Origin of the sequence: Pseudoalteromonas sp. LC2018020214 (assembly GCF_016598755.1) — a bacterium.
Lineage (GTDB): Bacteria > Pseudomonadota > Gammaproteobacteria > Enterobacterales > Alteromonadaceae > Pseudoalteromonas > Pseudoalteromonas distincta.
The window spans coordinates 3,332,338-3,352,079 of sequence record NZ_CP066804.1; the positions used below are offsets into that span (position 1 = coordinate 3,332,338).

Below are 19,742 nucleotides of genomic sequence, written 5' to 3' on the forward strand. Positions count from 1 at the left end.
ATAACCACTAACCTGAACTAGATTTAATATTGCAAAGAACGCAAAGAAGGATAGATAGTGCATTCAAATTATCTCGCAAACAGTAATGGATTAACTACAGAGAAAAAGCATAAACCTTTAATTCTTATTGTTGATGACGAACCTAGTAATTTACACGTATTAGTTGAAGGACTTTTAACTGACTACGATGTTCGTATTTCTACTAGTGGTGAACAAGCATTAGTATTTGTTGAGTCAACTCGCCCTGACTTGATTTTATTAGACATAATGATGCCAGGCATGGACGGCTACGAAGTATGCAATATACTCAAGGCGAAACAAAATACCAAAGGCATCCCCGTCATATTTGTAACAGCGCTTACCGAAGAAGAGTCTGAAGAAAAAGGCTTCGCGATGGGCGCAATTGATTACATACATAAGCCTTACAAACTAGCTCTAGTTAGAGCACGCATTCGCACTCATATTACAGCGCAAGGCATGCTAGACAGGTTAATAGAAAAAAACTTTGACCTGCACGACAAACTACTCGAAATAGAATCGCTAATACAAGAGCTAAGCCAGCGTGAAGAAGAATTAAAAGAACTCTCATCAAAACAAAAGTTATTTTACCAAGCCCTAACGGGAACCGCCGATGGTGTTGTTATTACCGATAGTAATGGCAAAATTATTGCTGTAAACCCTTCATTTTGTCGTATAACCGGTTACTGTGAATCAGACTCACTGCAAATGCAGTTGCACGATATTAAACAAAATAACCATCCTAGTATTAGCTTTGACCAAGTATGGGAACATGCAAATCAAGCAGGCTATTGGAGTGGAGAACTTGTAACTAGACGAAAAAATGGCGAGCTTTACCCTGAGCTACTAACGCTCAGTATGGTAAAGGGTGAGCAAGATACTAACGTGCACTATATTGGTGTATTTAGTGATATTTCGAGCGTTAAAGTAACCCAAGAAAGAATTCATTACCTTACATGGCATGATGAACTTACGGGTTTACCAAACCGAAATGGGTTTTTAAAGCAGTTAGAGCAGCAACTTCAGGTTTATAGTACCGAAAATAGTTATGCCTATATTTATATTATTGATATAGACAGCTTCCACTCAATTAATGATGGATTAGGCTTACTCGCTGGCGATTACATTCTTAAAGAATTAACTAAACGAATTCATTCTAAGGTGAGTAAAAAAGATGTTATTGCTCGCTTAGGCAGTGATGAGTTTGCAGTGCTGTGTACAGTTGAAAAAGGTGTGGGCAGAGCTAGAGCTCAAGCTATGGCTGAAAATAAAGCCCAAGAGCTACTTATAGGTATAAACCATCCATTTAAAGTGGATGAGCAAGAGGTTAGCTTAACGGTCAGTATTGGTACGTATATTTTTCCACGAGAAGATCAATGGGAAAGCGCTATTGAGACTATTCGTAACTGTGAAGCGGCCTGTTACAAAGCAAAAGAGAAAGGCGGCAATAGAGTTACCTTTTTTGATACTTCATTTGGCGAGCAAGCAAAACGCCGCTTTGAAATAGAACAAGATTTACGTAAAGCTATTTCTAATAATGAGCTATCGCTATATTTACAATCCCAATTTGATCGAAACCAAACCCTTAAGGGCGCTGAGGTTTTATTAAGATGGGAGCACCCTCAAAAAGGCTTTATAAGCCCTGGTGAGTTTATATCTATAGCGGAAGAGTCAGACATAATTTATGATTTAGATTGCTGGGTAACTTCAAATGCACTTGAAATACTAACGCAACTTAGTAAAACTCACCCTGAGTTAAACTTATCAATTAATATAAGTGGCAGGCACTTTCATGAAGCGCGTTTTTTAAACTTTATTAGCCAACAGATAAAGCAACATAACATTAATCCTCAACAACTCACTATTGAGATAATTGAAGGTACGTTACTTAATCATATGGAAGCGGCTATTGAAGCTGTTCACTTTCTCAAGAAGCTAGGTATTAGAGTATCAATCGATGACTTTGGTACTGGATACTCGAGCTTAACCTACCTAAAACAATTACCAATACAAGAACTTAAAATTGATCGTTCTTTTGTTTTAGAGGCACCTACCGATAACAACGATAAACTAATTATTGATATGATTGTAAGCTTAGGTCGTTTATTTGAACTCGAGATAGTTGCTGAAGGCGTAGAGAACCAGTCCCACTTTGATTTACTACAGGAGTATCCTGAGGTTATTCTGCAAGGCTATTATTTACACAGACCTGAACCTGCAAGTGATTGGTTTAAAAAGTTAAAATAACTGTACCGTGATTTATAAACTAAAAAGCCGAGCATGAATATGCTCGGCTTTTTATGGACTTAATTTTTGCGGTTACTCGCGAACTTGGCCAACTCCATTAACTAAATACTTTTCGGTCGTTAGTGACTCGAGGCCCATAGGACCGTATGCATGTAGCTTGGAAGTAGCTATTCCAATCTCTGCGCCTAGGCCCAATTGTGAGCCATCAGAAAAACGAGACGATGCGTTAACCATTACTACAGAAGCATCAACACTACGTTGGAATAACTCTGCAGCAGCTTCATTTTTAGTACAAATTACTTCTGTATGGTTTGAACCAAACTGTGCAATGTGTTCAACCGCTGCCGTAAAGTTTGGAACAACGCGAATAGCGATTTCTAAGTCTAGGTACTCTTCACCAAACTCGTTATCAGCTAGGACTGTTGCGTTATCAAAGTATTTAGCTGCAAAGCTGTCAGCATTTATTTTTACACCTTCTTGGCGTAATACAACTGCACACAGATTTAAAAACTCATCTGCCACATCTTGATGCACAACTAAACCTTCTAGTGCATTACAAACACCGGTACGCTGCGTTTTACCGTTAAGCAGTAAGTTAAGCGCAATTTCTAGGTCGGCATCTTTATCTACATATAGATGACAAACGCCTTTGTAATGCTGAATTACTGGGATCGTACTGTTTTCAGTAACAAAGTTAATTAAACCCTCGCCGCCGCGTGGAATGATTAAATCAATGCTTTCACGCTGCTGCATCAGTTCCATTAACAGCGCACGGTCTGGATCTGGAATCACTGAAATAAGTGATACCGGTAAGTTGTGCTTCTCAAGTACGCTGTGCATTACACTTGCGATAGCTTGTGAACTTCTAAGTGCTTCTTTGCCGCCACGTAAAATTACGCCATTACCTGATTTAAAACATAGTGCACCAGCGTCTGCTGTCACATTCGGACGTGCTTCGTAAATCATACATACAACGCCAAGAGGTACTCGCATTTTGCGAATTTTAATACCATTTGGGCGCTCAGTAATATCACGCAGCTGACCAACAGGATCATCAAGGCTTACGATTACTTCAATACCTTGTGCCATTGCTTCAATACGCTCATCGTTTAACGTTAAGCGGTCGATCATTGAGGCTGCTAAGTTATTGTCGCGTGCTGCACTTAAATCACTTTCATTTTCTTTTATTATAAATGCTTTTTGCTCTCTTAGTGCCGCTGCCATTTCAACTAATACTTGGTTTTTAGTCTCGGTATCGAGTAAAGCAAGTGTATGTGCAGCTTTAGCTGCCTGACGTGAAATGTCCGTAATTAAACTCATGACTTCTCCAATAATGCGATATGTTTTTCAGATATAACTGGTCCAATTGAATCCTGCATTTTTTCGCTGAATTCACTCTGTTCGTTGTCTGCAATAAAGTTTAACAAACAGCTACTATAATTTGCGGTCGCTTTAGCTAAACGCGTACCGTCTTCACTACGTACTAAAATGGTATCACCCACGGCAAATTCACCGTGAACTTCCATGATTTCGTCACCACGAATACATCCACTTTCACCTTCAAGAGATTCATCAAATGATCCATCAACAACAACTTCACCTTGCTCATTTGCTGTATGCGTCATCCAATGAATAGAGTCCTGCATCGGTTTTTCGTACGGTAAAAATACGCTACCTGGGTTTTCTCCAGCTAGCAGTTTTGTAAATGTTTCTTCTTTAAAGCCATTTATAATATAAGTCGCGATACCATGTGATGTTGCTTTTTCTGCCGCTTCTATTTTAGTTTTCATACCACCAGTACCTACCGCACTTGTAGCACATCCTGCCATAGCATAAATAGATTCATCAATTGATTTTATTTCAGGCAGTAACACCGCATCATCATGTAAGTTAGGGTTTTTATCATATAGCCCATCTACGTCTGAGAATATTAATAAAGCATCGGCATCGGCAGCTGCTGCGACCATTGCTGATAAGTTATCGTTGTCACCTACTCGTAAATCGTCGGTGGTTACGGCATCGTTTTCATTAATGATAGGAAGTACACCATGTTCAAGCAAAGTGAACACGGTTTCACGAATGCTCTGGTAACGCTCGCGGTCACGTAAATCGCCATGCGTTAATAATAGCTGCGCAGATGGAAAGTCAAAAAAGCGGTCCCACATGGCAATCATTTCTGTTTGACCTGCTGCCGCCATTGCTTTTTTCATTACCACAGAGCGTGGTTTGTCTGATGGGAATAAATGCGCACCAGCCGCTACAGAACCCGATGATACTAAAATCACCTCGATTCCACGGGCACGACAACGAACAATGAACTGTGCGATGGTTAATATGTAACGCGAACGGCAGCCATCTTGATCTGGTGCAATTAATGCACTACCTACTTTAAGTACGATACGTCGCCAATTTAACTTTTGCATAAATGCTCAACTTTCCATTTTATCTGCGCTCACCTTAATTAGACGAGCTAAAACTAAGTAGCTAGGTTTAAAACATAGCTTCGAATTTGTCTTTCATTTAGGCAACACTTTTTTACACACACGCGAAAACCATATCTAAAACAATAAGCTTAGATTTAAGGTTAAGTATAAAGTAGCAACAACCCAATAATATTGAGCAGCACTAATCAAAAAATTTAAAAGTGTTGTTTATGCATCGCTGTAAAAAGCTGTGTGTGGCTTTTTTATTAACAACATACATAGAGCCTCTAAAGTCTGATACACCAACAGATAGGGTGAAGACCAAAGGACCGAGATTTAACCGCCACGATGGGGGTTAAACATTGAAAGTAATAGTTCAACTCAAACCTTTATTTACTTAAATAATTAAATAAACTTGTTTAGCAAAACCATACCAAGAGTTCGGCAAATGAAATTATGTAGTGTTCGAATACTAGTAACACCACTAATGCATGATTATAAAGATTAAAAATGACGTTAAGATTAACAAACCACTTTTACTTCCAATAAACTTCATTAGATAACTAATTATTAGAACACGAAGTATATTACACTAAATACTCCTTAAAAATCAAGGTTAAAATTCGAGCGAAGCTAATTCCTTCTCGTTTGTGGTGTTAGATTGTTATTAAAATTCAACCAATTAAACAATTAATACCGCTTAAAATAAGGCGGCTTTACACGCGCAAAATAATTTAAGCCTACTAATCTTCTATAAGCAGCTAAAATTGATTAGTAATATTTGAATTTCCCGTGTATACCCCTGTATTAATAATTAACAAAAGTTATACTTTCTAAACAAACCGTCATAAATAAGGAATTCTTAATCTATGTCAGCAATTTACATAGCCGGTATCGCACTTTGCTCTGTGCTTGCCCAATGGGTCGCGTGGGCTTTTAGAGTGCCCGCTATTCTTTTCTTATTGCTTACAGGTCTTTTACTTGGGCCATTTAGTGGTGTTTTAGACCCTGATGCATTGTTAGGTGATTTACTGTTTCCAGTTGTATCACTAAGCGTTGCCATCATTTTATTTGAAGGATCCTTAACTCTGCATTTCAGAGAGCTCAAAGGAATCGGAAAAGTTGTAAGGAACCTTTGCTCCATCGGCATGCTTACTACCTGTATTATTATTAGTCTCAGCGCCTATTGGTTACTTGAACTTAATTGGCGTGTAGCTGCGGTATTAGGTGCAGTGCTAGTTGTAACAGGCCCTACTGTTATAGCACCGCTATTAAACTCAATGCGCCCAACACAAGACATTGACCGCATACTTCGATGGGAAGGTATTGTAATAGACCCGATCGGCGCATTATTCGCTGTATTAGTATTTGAAGCCGTAATGCTGGTAGGCCAAGGCGAAGTATTTAGCCACACTATTATTGCTTTAGTTAAAACCCTAGGTGTTGGATTAAGTATTGGTGTTGCTGCTGGTTGGTTAACAACACTATTAATGCGCCGCGAATGGCTACCATTTGAATTACATAAGTTTGGTATATTGGCATTAGTACTCATTAGTTTTTCTGTATCAAACTATTTAAGCCATGAATCGGGCCTATTAGCAGTGACTGTATTTGGTATTTGGCTTGCTAACCAAGACGATTTAGAAATAGATTCTGTACTTGAGTTCAAAGAAGACTTGTCGATGATATTAATATCAACGCTGTTTATTTTACTTGCAGCACGCTTACAGCTCTCTGATTTAATGATGCTCGACAGCGATGTATTTATATTTTTAGCTATCGTGCTTTTTGTTGCTCGTCCACTGTGTATTGCTATTTCGACCTTTGGTACTGACTTACCAATGAAGTCTCGTTTGGTACTTGCCTGGATAGCTCCACGCGGTATAGTCGCCGCAGCCGTTGGGTCGGTATTTGCGCTTAGTATGATGGAGTCTGGTGTTGCTGATGCTGAAAAAATGGTACCTCTTATATTTACAGTAATTATAATTACCGTTGTACTACAGAGCTTAACCGCCATTCCTGTCGCCAAGCTATTAGGTGTACGCCAACCGTCGCCAAATACAATATTAATTATTGGTGCAAACCATGTATCGCGTGCAATCGGCCGAGGCTTACAAGAGCAAAACATTCCGGTTCACCTGTCAGATCCTGCATGGGAAAACTGCAGAATGGCACGTATGGATGGTTTAGCTTGTTATTATGGTAACCCGCAATCAGAGCATGCTGAACGCTACTTACCTCTAACAACGATTCGTAGTGTATTAGCGTTATCGCCAAATCGTCATCATAATGCGTTAGGTGTTCAATACTTTTCTCATTTACTTAATGAAAAAAATGTATTTTCGCTACGCTCATCAACGTCGCATGCAAAAGCAAATAAAGACAGCGCAACGTTTTTATCTAGACAAATACTGTTTGGAGACGAAGGCTCGTATGCACGTTTAAGCAGTATTATAGCTAAAGGCGGTAAGGTTAGTTCAACACGTATCTCGGATGAGTTTAGCTGGGAACAATACTTAGAAATGAACCCTGAGGCTATCCCTTTATTTATTCTCAAAGGTGATAAAGACAGTGATGACGATACACCAATTAAGCTAAGACCGTTTACAATCAACATGGAAAAACCGCCGCAAGAAGGCGAACGCGTTGTTGCATTACAGCCGCCTAAAATGTCAGTTTTAAAAGACCCGCAAACAAAGGCTAAAGAAGACAGTTAAATACTTTTACGGTCTGTAAAAACTAAAAAAACCCTAACTTAAAAAGTTAGGGTTTTGTTTTTAAAAGCCATTAAATAGGAAGGCGGGCTCGAGCAACCACACTATCTGGCATTTTTTGCGCTAACTTAGTCAGCGCTCGCTCAATTTTTTTATGAGTCGCTTTATCTGCCACCATAGAATTAAATAGCCAACGATAGGCATCTTCAAAATCACGCGGGCTGCCATAGCCATCATTAAATAATTTAACTAAACGTAGTTGCGCTTTAAAATTGCCTTGCGACGAGGCTTCACGCAAATACGTAATTGCCATTGCTTTATCTTGCTGAACTAAGCGACCAGTGTCGTAGTATCGTCCCAATTGCTCTAGCGCTGCCGCTAAGCCTTGCTCAGCTGCTTTTCGCATGTAATACACACCTAACTCTACATTGCGATCAACGCACACGTTATAAGCCAACATATCGCCGTATAAAAATTGATAAGACGGCAATGCCATTTTATTGGCTCGTGCTTCTATATCTTGCACCAACTGGCAATCATCTGCCTTTACGCGCGCTAAATGCGTATTTTTATTTATTAACGCAATTAGCTCTGATTCTGTATACAGCGGCACAGCAGCAGGGCTTTCTGTAGCTAAGCTGTTGGTTGCTATAAATAAAGACAGCGGTATTAACGAAAGCCTTAGTACGCAATTACGATTAAATAAACGCATGTTCACCACTTATATAAATAAACTTATTAAATAATATACAAAGATCGTTCCAAGGTGAATTTTAGACACAAAAAAAGCTGCACGAAGCAGCTTTTTTTAATCTAATGGTAATTACGCAAACGGATTGCGAAGCACCATAGTTTCTACACGGTCAGGACCTGTAGAAATAATATCAATTGGAACACCCGTAATTTCTTCAATACGTTTGATGTAGTCAATCGCAGCTTTTGGTAAACCGTCAAGACTCGTTACACCAACAGTGTTTTCTGACCAACCTGGCATCTCTTCGTATACTGGTGTTACTTTATCGTAACCTTCAGCCGCTAATGGTGTTACGTTAGTAACTGTGCCATCTTCAAGCTTATAACCAGTACAGATTTTAAGTGTTTCTAAGCCATCTAAAACATCAAGCTTAGTTAAACAAAAACCTGAAATACTGTTGATTTGAACTGCACGGCGCATAGCCACTGCATCTAACCAACCAGTACGACGAAGTCGACCTGTTGTAGCGCCAAACTCATGGCCTTTATCACCTAGGTGCTTACCAACTGGATCTTGTTTATCAAGACCGTCGTAAAGCTCTGTAGGGAAAGGACCTGAACCAACACGTGTCGTGTACGCTTTAATAATACCTAAAACGTAATCAAGGTTTAATGGACCAAAACCTGCACCAGTCGCAACGCCACCAGCGGTAGTGTTTGAAGATGTTACATAAGGGTAAGTACCGTGATCTATATCAAGTAACGTACCTTGTGCACCTTCAAATAAAATGTTTTCGCCTGCTAAACGCGTTTGATCTAAAAGCTCAGTTACATCTACAACCATTGCTTTTAAGATATCAGCAACAGCCATTGCATCATCAAACGTTTTTTGGAAATCTACAGCATCTACTTTGTAGTAGTTAACTAAAGTGAAGTTGTGGTACTCAAGCACTTCTTTTAATTTAGCTGCAAATACTTCAGGATTAAATAAATCGCCTACGCGTAAACCACGACGTGCTACTTTATCTTCGTACGCAGGACCGATTCCACGGCCAGTTGTACCAATAGGCTTATCGCCACGAGCTGTTTCGCGGGCTACATCTAATGCAACATGGAAAGGCAAGATTAGCGGACATGCTTCACTTATTAAAAGACGCTCGCGTACTGGTACGCCGCGCTCTTCAAGCATGCCAATTTCTCTCATTAGCGCTTCTGGTGATAAAACTACACCATTACCAATCACACATTTAACATTGTCACGTAATACACCCGATGGAATAAGGTGTAGAACCGTCTTTTCACCTTCGATAACTAAAGTATGACCCGCATTGTGGCCACCTTGATAACGAACTACTAAAGATGCTTTGTCTGTAAGGAGATCAACTACCTTACCCTTTCCTTCGTCACCCCATTGGGTGCCTAATACAACAACGTTTTTACCCATCGTAAATTCACTTAGAGAAAATTAGGACGAGATTTTACCAGAAAACTAAAGTAAAGATCACCCCTGTTCAGCTTATTTTTTCTGCGGGCAATTGTTATATCCAAATATTGACCAATAACCACATAAATAACAGTGATTTAACGCACTAGTTTGTATTTAACAAAAAGCCCCGCAAATGCGAGGCTTTTTAACTTTTAAATAATTAACGTAAAGTCTATTGAGCTTTAGCGCCTTTCATATATTGGAAGAAGTCGCTATCTGGTGAAAGCACCATAACATCTTGCTTATCTTTAAAAGTCTTTTTGTAAGCTTCAAGTGAACGTACAAAACTAAAGAACTCAGGGTCTTTGTTATACGCATTAGCATAAATGCCTGCAGCATCAGCATCGCCTTGACCACGTACAGAACGTGCATTACGCTCAGCATCAGCAAGCATTACAGTTACTCGACGGTCAACTCCCGCACGAATAGTCTCTGCTTTTTCCTGACCTTCAGAACGGTGCTCTTTTGCAACCGCAGTGCGCTCAGCGCGCATACGTTGGTAAATAGAGCTACTCACTTCTTGTGGTAGGTTGATTTGCTTAACACGTACGTCTAGTACTTCAATACCTAGCTCACGTGCACTTTCAGAAGCTTGTACTAACGCTTCTTCCATCAACTCGCTACGCTCACCCGATACAATTTCGCGAATTGTACGTGTACCAAAGTTTGTACGAAGACCATTGTTTACTTTTTGCTTAAGTAGCGTTTCAGCATATTGCTTATCGCCACGAGCACGTAAGTAAAAAGCACTAAAGTCATTAACGCGCCACTTTACAAACGAATCAACAATTAAGTCTTTTTTCTCGCTAGTAACAAAGCGATCTGGCGCACCATCTAGCGTTTGAATACGTGCATCAATACGACGTACTTGGCTAAAAAATGGTACTTTAAATTGTAGGCCTGGGCCATATACAATCGCTTTATCGTCGCTATCTTTTTGTACTTTACTGAATAACATTACAATTGCTTTTTGCCCTTCAGGTACAACAAATACCGATGAGAAAGACATAACAATGGCAGCTAATAGTATTACTAAACTAAAGTTTTTCATTATGATTATCTCCCATCATTGAAGCGGTCGTTGTTAAAGCGGTCATTGCCACTATTAACAGAGCTATTGCGCGACGTATTAACTTTATTACGTAAGTCTTGAATATCACTTGAACTTGGAAGTGCAACTCGTGTTGCGGTTCCTTGCTTGTCCATGATTTTATCAAGAGGTAAATACATCATGTTATTGCCGCCTTTAACATCAACCAATATTTTAGAACTACTCCCTAACACTTCTTCCATTGCATCAATGTATAAGCGCTCACGAGTAACTTCTTTAGCTGCTTGATATTCAGGTAAAAGCTTTTCAAAGCGAGCTACCTCACCTTGTGCTTCTAATGTAATACGCTCTTGATAACCTTCCGCTTCTTGAGTCATACGCGTTACTTGACCACGAGCACGCGGTTCAATTTCACGAGCATATGCTTCTGCTTCACGGATGAAACGTTCTTCATCTTCTTGTGCAGCAATTGCATCATCAAATGCATCTTTAACTTCAGTTGGTGGACGAGAGTCTTTAAAGTTCACGTCAGTAACAATTAAACCTAAGTTATATGGTTCGATAATCTTATTAAGCTCATCCCATGTATTTTGACGAACAACCTCACGGCCATTAGTTAATACTTGGTCCATTTTTGCATGGCCCACAACATAACGCAGTGCACTGTCTAGCGCTTCTTCTAAGCTACTATCAGCGTTAGTTACGCTAAATTCATAAAGGTATGGGTCAATAACACGGTATTGCACCTGAAACTCAACGCTCACTACGTTTTCGTCTTCAGTAAGCATAAAACCAGAAGCCGATAATGAACGAACTGCTTCAATATCTACTGGGATTACCGTTTCGATGAAAGTCATTTTCCAACGCAAACCAGGATCAGCAATTCGGTCATATTTACCAAATTGTAGAACCACACCACGCTCGGCCTCTTTAACCGTATAAATACCACTTAACGCCCATACAATAACGGCGATAATAAGTATGAATGAAATACCGGCTCCGCCAAGTCCACCGCCGCTACCATTGCCGGATTTTTTCCCGCCAAATAAGCCGCTGAACTTGTTACTAAACTTGCGGAACACCTCGTCTAAATCAGGTGGGCCTTGATCACGTCCGCCTTTATTATTCCACGGATCTTTGTCATTGCCATTATTACCCGGTTCATTCCAGGCCATAGCTATACTCCATTGTTATCTAAATAAATTAGGAAATTGTGTTAAATCTAACAAATCTACCGCGTTTCTCATACAAAAACCGACATTAAAACGTCAATTTTTAATTACGGTTGATAAAACCAGCAATTTCAGGACCAAATTCTTTAATTAAACGATTCCACTCAACCATTGGCATTCTAACATCTAACAGCCAATTACCTTGCTCATCAAATTGCTCTTCATGCACTGCATTTAAACTGAACAATGCAGCTCTTAAGCGACCATACAATGGCGTAAGAAATAATGTTTCGTTAAACATCTTCTTAGCTAGTAACTCACTGATAGCCTCGCTAAGTAATTCACACCCTTCACCAGTCTGAGCGCTAAGCCATACTCTTATAGGTTGACCTTCGTCATCTTGATCAATACGTGGGCTTACGTTATCCAGCGCATCAATTTTATTATAAATTAATAGCTGTGGTACTTCATCGGCCTCAATTTCTTTAAGCACCGATTGTACTTGTTCAATATTTTCTTGCAGACGTGAGTCTGCTGCATCAATTACATGTAACTGCAAATCAGCTTCGCGAGTTTCAGTAAGCGTTGCTTTAAAAGCAGCAACTAAGTCATGTGGTAGGTGACGAATAAAGCCTACTGTATCGGCTAAGATAACAGGGCCAACATCACCTAACTCAAGCTTACGTAGAGTCGGGTCAAGCGTTGCAAACAACTGATCGGCCGCGTATACATCTGAATTTGTAATTCGATTAAATAATGTAGATTTACCCGCATTGGTATAACCAACTAACGAAACTGTAGGTATTTCGTTGCGAGTACGAGCTCGCCTACCTTGTTCACGTTGCACTGCAACTTTAGCTAAACGTGCACGAATATTTTGGATACGGGCACGAAGTAATCTTCTGTCAGTTTCAAGTTGAGTTTCACCTGGACCACGTAAACCAATCCCGCCTTTTTGACGTTCAAGGTGAGTCCAGCCTCGAATTAATCGAGTCGACATATGGCGAAGTTGAGCCAATTCAACTTGCAGCTTACCCTCGTGGGTACGTGCGCGTTGGGCAAAAATATCAAGAATTAGCGTCGTTCTATCAAGCACACGACATTGACAAACGCGCTCTAAATTACGCTCTTGTGATGGCCTGAGTTGATGATTAAAAATTACGACATCTGCTTTGTGGATTTTGACAATCTCAGCTATTTCTTCTGCTTTACCGGTACCGACGAATAGTTTCGGATGTGGTGCTTGACGGCTGCCTTGCACAACCGCCAAACTACTAACACCAGCAGAAGATACCAACATTTCTAATTCATGAAGATCTTCACGATCTCCTTCTTTAGGCAAGTCGATATGAACTAAAATTGCCTGTTCGCCGGATTCATAGCGGTCAAACAAACATTATGCTCCTAATTAAAAGTTTCCAGCTTCTGCCTCTTCAGTGTCTTCACTCCCTTGAACTGCTTGGAAGTTAACTGCGCGAGCAGGGACAACTGTAGAAATTGCATGCTTATAAACCATTTGATTTACGGTGTTCTCTAGTAAAATAACAAATTGGTCAAATGACTGAATTTTGCCTTGTAATTTTATGCCATTTACCAAAAAGATTGATACTGGAATGCGCTCACGTCGTAGTGCATTCAAAAATGGGTCTTGTAACGATTGGCCTTTTGCCATGTTATTGTTCCTTCGTTCTAGGTGTTATTATAATTAAGTGGCTGAACTTATTTGATAAAAAACAATATTCAACTACTACTAGCTTAGCGAACTTACTACACGATGCAAGTTTTCTTCGTCGCCTGTTGTTAACCAAGTAACATCAGGCCAACTACGAAGCCACGTTAACTGCCGTTTTGCCAGCTGACGTGTTGCTGCGATGCCACGAAAAACCATTTCATCATGGTTTGTTTCACCCGCAAGGTAATCCCACATTTGTCTATAACCAACACAACGAATAGAAGGCATATTGGGGTGTAAATCCTTACGTAGATATAGGGTCGAAACTTCATTTTCAAACCCCTGATCAATCATTATTTTAAACCTTTCTTCAATTCGGCGGTGTAATTCACTGCGTTCTTGCGGTGCAATCGCAAATTGATGAAAAGTATAAGGTAAAGCCGGCTGTTTTTGCATTTGCAACTCAGTCATGGTCTTACCAGTTAACCTGTAAACCTCTAAAGCTCGATTAATTCTTTGTGAATCATTTTCACTTATTTTTTCGGCTGCTTGTGGGTCAACTTTAACTAATTCTTTATATAAATGAGGCCAGCCAAATTCTTTCGCTTGCGCTTCTAACTCTGCTCTTATCTCTGTATCTGCTTCAGGTAAAGGCGATAAACCATCAATTAAAGATTTGAAGTACAGCATTGTACCTCCAACCAATACAGGCACTTTACCTTGTCTGTGAAATTCGTCAATTTTTTGCACTGCATCGCGCCTAAAATCTGCAACTGAATACGTTTCACTCGGGTCAAGTAGATCAATTAAATGATGCGGAGCTTTGGCTAATTCTTCGGCATCAGGTTTTGCTGTACCAATGTCCATACCTTTATACACTAGCGCTGAATCTACGCTGATTATTTCTGTATTTAAATGCTCGCACAGCGAGATTGCCAATGCTGTTTTACCTGCTGCAGTTGGACCCATTAAAAATATAACTGGTAAATTACTCAACACTGATACCTTAATCTAATTGCGTTAAATAGTGATTTAGCTCTATTTTAACTGCTTTTTTACGCAAGCGTTCAATAGTTTGTGGATTATTTTGTAAGCGCATTTGTTGCGCTAAAAATACATTGCTTAAATAAAATCGGGTCGGCACGCATTTCATTTGCCATTCTAACCAATTCTCTATATTTTCAAGTTTTGCTTTACACGCATCAAGTAGCTCACCTACCGCTGCACTTACGTCAAGTAAATATAAACACGCTGGCAATTTTTTAACCATTACAAATTGTTTTTCTATTACAAGTTCAAAACCAAGTAAGGTAAACCACGATTGCTGGGATTCTATAAGTAAGCAATTTTCTTTTTCTAAGTTTACTCGCACTGGTAACAAAAGGGCTTTCCCTTCTAAACTTCCGAACTCTTTAATTTGACTATACCAATCATCAACTAATGCATATTTAAAATGTGAGCAATACAATTGCTGTTCTTCACTAAAGACACACACTCCTTCACTAACACTTATAATAGAAACAGCTTTTAAGACATTATCCACAGATACGGACTGGTGTTGTGCTGCAGATATATTGGCTGCATTATCAAAATGCGCGGCGTGTTGCTCACTCACTCCTTGATAAAACGCATTTACGTCATGATGGCTCGTACTTGGTGCAGCACGGTATGCACCGCCAATACTTCTAGTACCTGAGGACGAACTTGAGCTACCAGCACTTCCAGAGTAAGAGGGCTGTAATTGCGATTTAGGGTAATCAAACACTCCTTCGCTTTCTATATTATTAGCACTGCTATGCGTTGACTCAATGAACGCTGGCGTGAATTCTGCTTCTGTGCTCGCTGATTCGTTAGTGAATTCGCCTTGCAATGGCACGACTACCTGCTTAATAGCTTGCAATATAAAATCATGAATTAACCGCCCTTGATGAAAACGCACTTCATGCTTAGCAGGGTGAACATTTACATCAACCTGTCGTGGGTCAATATCAATATAAATGACAAAACCGGGTAATTCTTGTGTTCCACTTACTTCTTCAAATGCCTGGCGTATAGCATGCAGAATAAGCTTATCGCGCATCATGCGATTATTCACATAAGTGTACTGAGTCGTATTCGCTGAGCCTACAGGCAGCACCCAACCATGCAACTGTAAACCGCCTTCTCCTGATTGAATATGCAAACCTTGCTCGGCAAAGGCCTTGCCTGCAACTTGTGCTACGCGTGTTATAGCCTGAGAGGGATCAGTTTTGGCACGATACTGCCTTACTACTTTTTCGTTGTGAGTTAGTGTAATAGAGACATCAAAGCGACTAAGCGCAATACGCTTTATCAACTCATCAATATGGCTAAATTCAGTTTTTTCGGTGCGTAAAAATTTACGACGTGCTGGAGTATTAAAAAATAAATCTTTTACTTCAATGGTTGTGCCATCGGGATGCGCTACAGGTTTTACTTGAACGGCCATGTCGCGGCCTTCTGCAAAAGCTTGCCAAGCTGCTTCTTGCTCTTTTGGTTTTGAGCTCAGCGTTAAACGCGACACAGAACTAATTGACGCAAGTGCTTCCCCTCTAAAGCCAAGTGAGCAAATGTTTTCAAGGTCATCAAGTGATTTTAATTTACTTGTCGCGTGGCGAGAAAGTGCGAGCGTTAGCTCATCTTTACTTATCCCTGCGCCATTATCACGAATACGAATAAGTTTGTGGCCGCCGCGCTCAATATCAATTTGAATACGCGTTGCGCCAGCATCTAAGCTATTTTCAACAAGCTCTTTTACTACCGACGCTGGGCGCTCAACCACTTCGCCTGCGGCAATTTGGTTGGCTAAACGCGCGGGTAATATTTCAATATTCATGAGACTTCCTAGCAAACATTGCGCTAATAATAATGACTAACTTTGAGGTATATCGAGCTCTTGTCCAATAAATAAGGTATTGGAACTAAGCTTATTAACTTGTTTTAATTTATTGACTGTAACGCCATAGCGACTCGCTAACATACTTAAAGATTCACCGGGGCGTACTTTATGCTTTGTTGGATATTGCGACTTTAATTTAGCAAATAAAGAATCATCCGGTGGATTTTTCAAATAATAATTTTTAATTGAAGTAAATATAGCTTTAGCTAAACGCTCTTGATGATTAGGGCTTTTAAGTAGCTTTTCTTCTCGCGGGTTAGATATAAACCCCGTTTCTACCAAAATAGATGGAATATCTGGTGATTTTAGTACTGCAAGGCTCGCATGCTGGGGATCTTTTTTATGCAGTTTGGCAACCTTACGAAGCTCTTTAACCACTTCGTCAGCTACATTTAAGCCAGTTTTCATAGAGTGGTCCATCGACATATCAAGCAACGCTTGTGCTAGATATTTTTCATTGGCGGCATCTTTCATTACATCAGCAGCGCCACCTAAAAGCTCGGAGTGTTTTTCTTTATCTTCTATCCATTTACCTATTTCTGAATTAGCACGTCTCAATGATAAAACCCACACAGAGGCACCATTTGGCCCAGGGCTTGTAAATGCATCAGCATGAATAGAAACAAAAAAATCTGCCTTTTTTTCACGGGCTCGATTAGTACGGGTATTTAATTTTACAAAATAGTCACCGCTTCGTACCATGCGCGAAATCATGCCACGTTCGCCATCAATCATGCGCTCTAAACGTTTCGCAATTTGCAGTGTAACTGTTTTTTCGTAGGTGCCTGATGGCCCAATTGAACCAGGATCTTCGCCGCCATGCCCCGCATCAATTGCAATAACAATGTCGCGCTCTTGGCTTAGTTGACGGTTTTTAGCGGCTGTTTGAGCAGGAGAAACAACTGTAGTAGCTTGGCTTTTATTGTATAAATCAACAACGAGTCTATTTTTATAAGGGCCTGTAGGTGCGAGGGCAAATACCACTGGCTTTATTGGCGCACTTAATTCAAATACTAAACGTACGCTTTGTTTATTTTTAGGTTTTGAGTAACGTAATTTGCTTACTATTTGATGTTTCGGGGGCACACCTGGCAATGTTTTTAACTCGCTAGTATTTTCTAAATCAATCACTAGGCGGCTAGGGTTTTTAAGCATGAAATAGCTAAAGTCGGGCTTATCATTTAAATCAAATACCACGCGCGTACTATCTGGAGACGGCCATACACGCACACTATTGATTGTATTTTTAGCCCATAGCGGCAAGCTTATGGTAATAACCATAAGATAAATAAAAAGTTTAACTACACCTCGGCTCATTGGATAATTACTGCCTTAACTATATTATTATTGATTATTTAGTTTTTCGACAATTGCTATACCGCGCTCACTCGCACTATTTATAACAATTTTACGTTCGTTACCCACATAGCTTAGAGTAATATCTAAATCAGGCACAGGAATAAATTCACCACCCTTTTCAGGCCATTCAACAACACAAATTGCGTCTGCTGAGAAATAATCGCGTATTCCCATGTATTCGAGTTCTTCAGGATCACCTAAGCGGTATAAGTCAAAATGATAAACATTTGCACGCTCAAGCTCATAAGGTTCTACTAGTGTATAGGTCGGGCTTTTAACCTTACCTGTATGGCCAAAGCCTTGCACTACACCTCGTGTAAACGTTGTTTTACCAGCACCTAAATCACCATGTAAATAAATAACCGCACCTTGCTCTATAATATCAGCAACGCGATTACCCATTGCAACCGTGGCAATCTCATCAGTTAAATGAAATTCAAAACTACGCGTCATTATTACCTCAAAAATTCATTCAAAAGCGCATATTTGCTAATCATACCAGAATATTCATTTAAGGCGATAAATTGAGGTTTTAGACATAAAAAAACCACACAAGCGAATGATTAAAGTTCTATTTGAATATCTATTTTCGATACCTTAAAACTGTAACATTGAAATAAAGTAAGAGAAAAGTAACGCTACGGCTGAGATGCCTATAGCAAGTATTAAAGTTACTGAGATATGTAAGCTTATAATCAAACTTTTGTGATTCAACCACTAGTTCTGATACCAAAAATATATAACAACAACGGAGTTGATGACACAAACCAGAATAACTACCCTGCATGCTTTTGTATTTCTGATAAAAAGATAATACCAACTAACTTAACGTCTTTAGTTTTAAGAATTTTCATAAAATAATACCAATTCGCTTAATTAAGTGATCTATTTTGAGGCTGGAAAAACGTGTTGATAGCTAGGCAAAAAATTCGCTATTTAGTTGTTCTAAATGAACATTTTTTAACGCAGGTAGCGACACGTTTAGCCCCGCAAAATGATTAAGTATTATTGCGGATTGGTATAAGTCCTAAATGTGTAAACACGTTTCAAGACAAGGCAGTTCCAGAAAACAAAAAGCCCCGGCTAATGCCAGGGCTTTTTTACAAAACTAACTTAATTAAAAATTAAGCTTGTTTTGGACTAGAAATAACGTCTACTAAAGTCCAAGATTTATTCTTAGAAATTGGTGCGCATTCACGGATAGTAACTACGTCACCCGCTTTTGCTGTGTTATTTTCGTCATGTACGTGTAACTTAGTCGTACGTTTAATGAATTTCCCATAGATTGGGTGCTTCACATAACGTGCGATAGCGATAGTGAAAGATTTTTCCATCTTGTCGCTGATTACACGGCCTTGAAGAGTACGAATTTTATCGCTCATTATTGACCTGCCTTCTGGTTAATAACTGTTTTTACACGCGCGATATCGCGGCGTACTGTTCTTAGCGTGTGTGTCTGAGCTAACTGACCAGTGCTAGCTTGCATGCGCATATTAAATTGCTCACGAAGTAGTCCTAGAAGTTCAGCATTAAGCTCTTCTACGCTTTTATCTTTTAGTTCGCTAGCTTTCATCACATTACCGTCCGAGTTACGAAAGTTGTTTTGAATGGCAGTTTACGAGCAGCAAGGTCAAACGCTTCACGAGCAAGCTCTTCTGAAACACCTTCCATTTCGTAAAGTACTTTACCAGGCTGAATTTCAGCAACCCAATATTCAACAGAACCTTTACCTTTACCCATACGAACTTCAAGAGGTTTTTCTGTAATCGGTTTGTCAGGGAAGACACGAATCCAGATTTTACCTTGACGTTTCACGTGACGCGTCATAGCACGACGAGCTGCTTCGATTTGACGAGCAGTCATACGGCCACGGCCAGTTGCTTTCAATCCGAAAGTACCGAAGCTTACTTTGTTACCGTTTTGCGCTAAACCGCGGTTGCGGCCTTTGTGCATTTTACGGAATTTTGTACGTTTTGGCTGTAACATTACT

The 19,742-nt window shown here is 39.8% G+C and carries 17 protein-coding genes; 2 read left to right on the plus strand and 15 right to left on the minus strand.

What is annotated here, in order from left to right:
* The first annotated feature begins 57 nt into the window (after positions 1–57).
* Positions 58–2,265 (plus strand): two-component system response regulator, encoded by a 2,208-nt coding sequence (locus JG479_RS14855; protein ID WP_200219582.1) that lies wholly within the window; start codon positions 58–60, stop codon positions 2,263–2,265.
* 72 nt (positions 2,266–2,337) lie between these two features.
* Here the strand turns inward: JG479_RS14855 and JG479_RS14860 are convergent, their stop codons facing one another.
* Together JG479_RS14860 and proB are read right to left on the minus strand one after the other, a co-directional pair.
* A complete protein-coding gene (locus tag JG479_RS14860) occupies positions 2,338–3,585 on the minus strand; it encodes a glutamate-5-semialdehyde dehydrogenase (RefSeq protein ID WP_149603296.1) in 1,248 nt (415 codons plus the stop codon).
* Complete coding sequence (gene proB, locus JG479_RS14865; RefSeq protein WP_002957876.1) at positions 3,582–4,688, minus strand: glutamate 5-kinase; 1,107 nt, start codon at positions 4,686–4,688, stop codon at positions 3,582–3,584. The genes JG479_RS14860 and proB overlap by 4 nt, the downstream gene beginning before the upstream one ends.
* A gap of 869 nt (positions 4,689–5,557) precedes the next feature.
* Here proB and JG479_RS14870 point away from each other — a divergent pair.
* Entirely contained in the window at positions 5,558–7,405 is a 1,848-nt protein-coding gene (locus JG479_RS14870; protein WP_002957877.1) for a cation:proton antiporter, read from the plus strand.
* A 70-nt stretch (positions 7,406–7,475) separates the two neighbouring features.
* On the opposite strand, the gene JG479_RS14875 is transcribed toward JG479_RS14870, so the two are convergent.
* The 13 genes from JG479_RS14875 to rplP form a co-directional block, all read right to left on the minus strand.
* On the minus strand, positions 7,476–8,114 hold the full coding sequence (locus JG479_RS14875) for a tetratricopeptide repeat protein (protein ID WP_200219583.1): 639 nt from the start codon (positions 8,112–8,114) through the stop codon (positions 7,476–7,478).
* 111 nt (positions 8,115–8,225) lie between these two features.
* Entirely contained in the window at positions 8,226–9,539 is a 1,314-nt protein-coding gene (locus JG479_RS14880; protein ID WP_024597266.1) for an adenylosuccinate synthase, read from the minus strand.
* Between the two features lie 214 nt (positions 9,540–9,753).
* Positions 9,754–10,632 (minus strand): protease modulator HflC, encoded by an 879-nt coding sequence (gene hflC / locus JG479_RS14885; protein WP_002957880.1) that lies wholly within the window; start codon positions 10,630–10,632, stop codon positions 9,754–9,756.
* A 5-nt stretch (positions 10,633–10,637) separates the two neighbouring features.
* Positions 10,638–11,807: an FtsH protease activity modulator HflK gene (hflK, locus tag JG479_RS14890; protein ID WP_002957881.1), complete on the minus strand. Its 1,170-nt coding sequence runs from the start codon at positions 11,805–11,807 to the stop codon at positions 10,638–10,640.
* A gap of 100 nt (positions 11,808–11,907) precedes the next feature.
* A complete protein-coding gene (hflX, locus tag JG479_RS14895; protein ID WP_200219584.1) occupies positions 11,908–13,197 on the minus strand; it encodes a ribosome rescue GTPase HflX in 1,290 nt (429 codons plus the stop codon).
* A gap of 15 nt (positions 13,198–13,212) precedes the next feature.
* Positions 13,213–13,476 (minus strand): RNA chaperone Hfq, encoded by a 264-nt coding sequence (gene hfq / locus JG479_RS14900; RefSeq protein ID WP_024597268.1) that lies wholly within the window; start codon positions 13,474–13,476, stop codon positions 13,213–13,215.
* A 78-nt stretch (positions 13,477–13,554) separates the two neighbouring features.
* On the minus strand, positions 13,555–14,472 hold the full coding sequence (gene miaA, locus JG479_RS14905) for a tRNA (adenosine(37)-N6)-dimethylallyltransferase MiaA (protein WP_165725098.1): 918 nt from the start codon (positions 14,470–14,472) through the stop codon (positions 13,555–13,557).
* A 10-nt stretch (positions 14,473–14,482) separates the two neighbouring features.
* The gene (mutL, locus tag JG479_RS14910) at positions 14,483–16,330 is read right to left on the minus strand and encodes a DNA mismatch repair endonuclease MutL (protein ID WP_200219585.1); all 1,848 of its coding nucleotides are present in this window, start codon (positions 16,328–16,330) and stop codon (positions 14,483–14,485) included.
* A gap of 36 nt (positions 16,331–16,366) precedes the next feature.
* On the minus strand, positions 16,367–17,710 hold the full coding sequence (locus JG479_RS14915; RefSeq protein ID WP_138489744.1) for an N-acetylmuramoyl-L-alanine amidase: 1,344 nt from the start codon (positions 17,708–17,710) through the stop codon (positions 16,367–16,369).
* 27 nt (positions 17,711–17,737) lie between these two features.
* Complete coding sequence (gene tsaE / locus JG479_RS14920; protein WP_002957887.1) at positions 17,738–18,205, minus strand: tRNA (adenosine(37)-N6)-threonylcarbamoyltransferase complex ATPase subunit type 1 TsaE; 468 nt, start codon at positions 18,203–18,205, stop codon at positions 17,738–17,740.
* 671 nt (positions 18,206–18,876) lie between these two features.
* A complete protein-coding gene (rpsQ, locus tag JG479_RS14925) occupies positions 18,877–19,134 on the minus strand; it encodes a 30S ribosomal protein S17 (protein WP_002957888.1) in 258 nt (85 codons plus the stop codon).
* Positions 19,134–19,325 carry a 50S ribosomal protein L29 gene (rpmC, locus tag JG479_RS14930; RefSeq protein ID WP_002957889.1) on the minus strand — a complete coding sequence of 64 codons (192 nt, stop codon included), beginning with the start codon at positions 19,323–19,325 and terminating at the stop codon, positions 19,134–19,136. Before rpmC ends, rpsQ begins: the two co-directional genes overlap by 1 nt.
* Positions 19,325–19,738, minus strand: coding sequence for a 50S ribosomal protein L16 (gene rplP / locus JG479_RS14935; protein ID WP_002957890.1), 414 nt, complete (start codon positions 19,736–19,738; stop codon positions 19,325–19,327). The genes rpmC and rplP overlap by 1 nt, the downstream gene beginning before the upstream one ends.
* Positions 19,739–19,742: the final 4 nt, after the last annotated feature.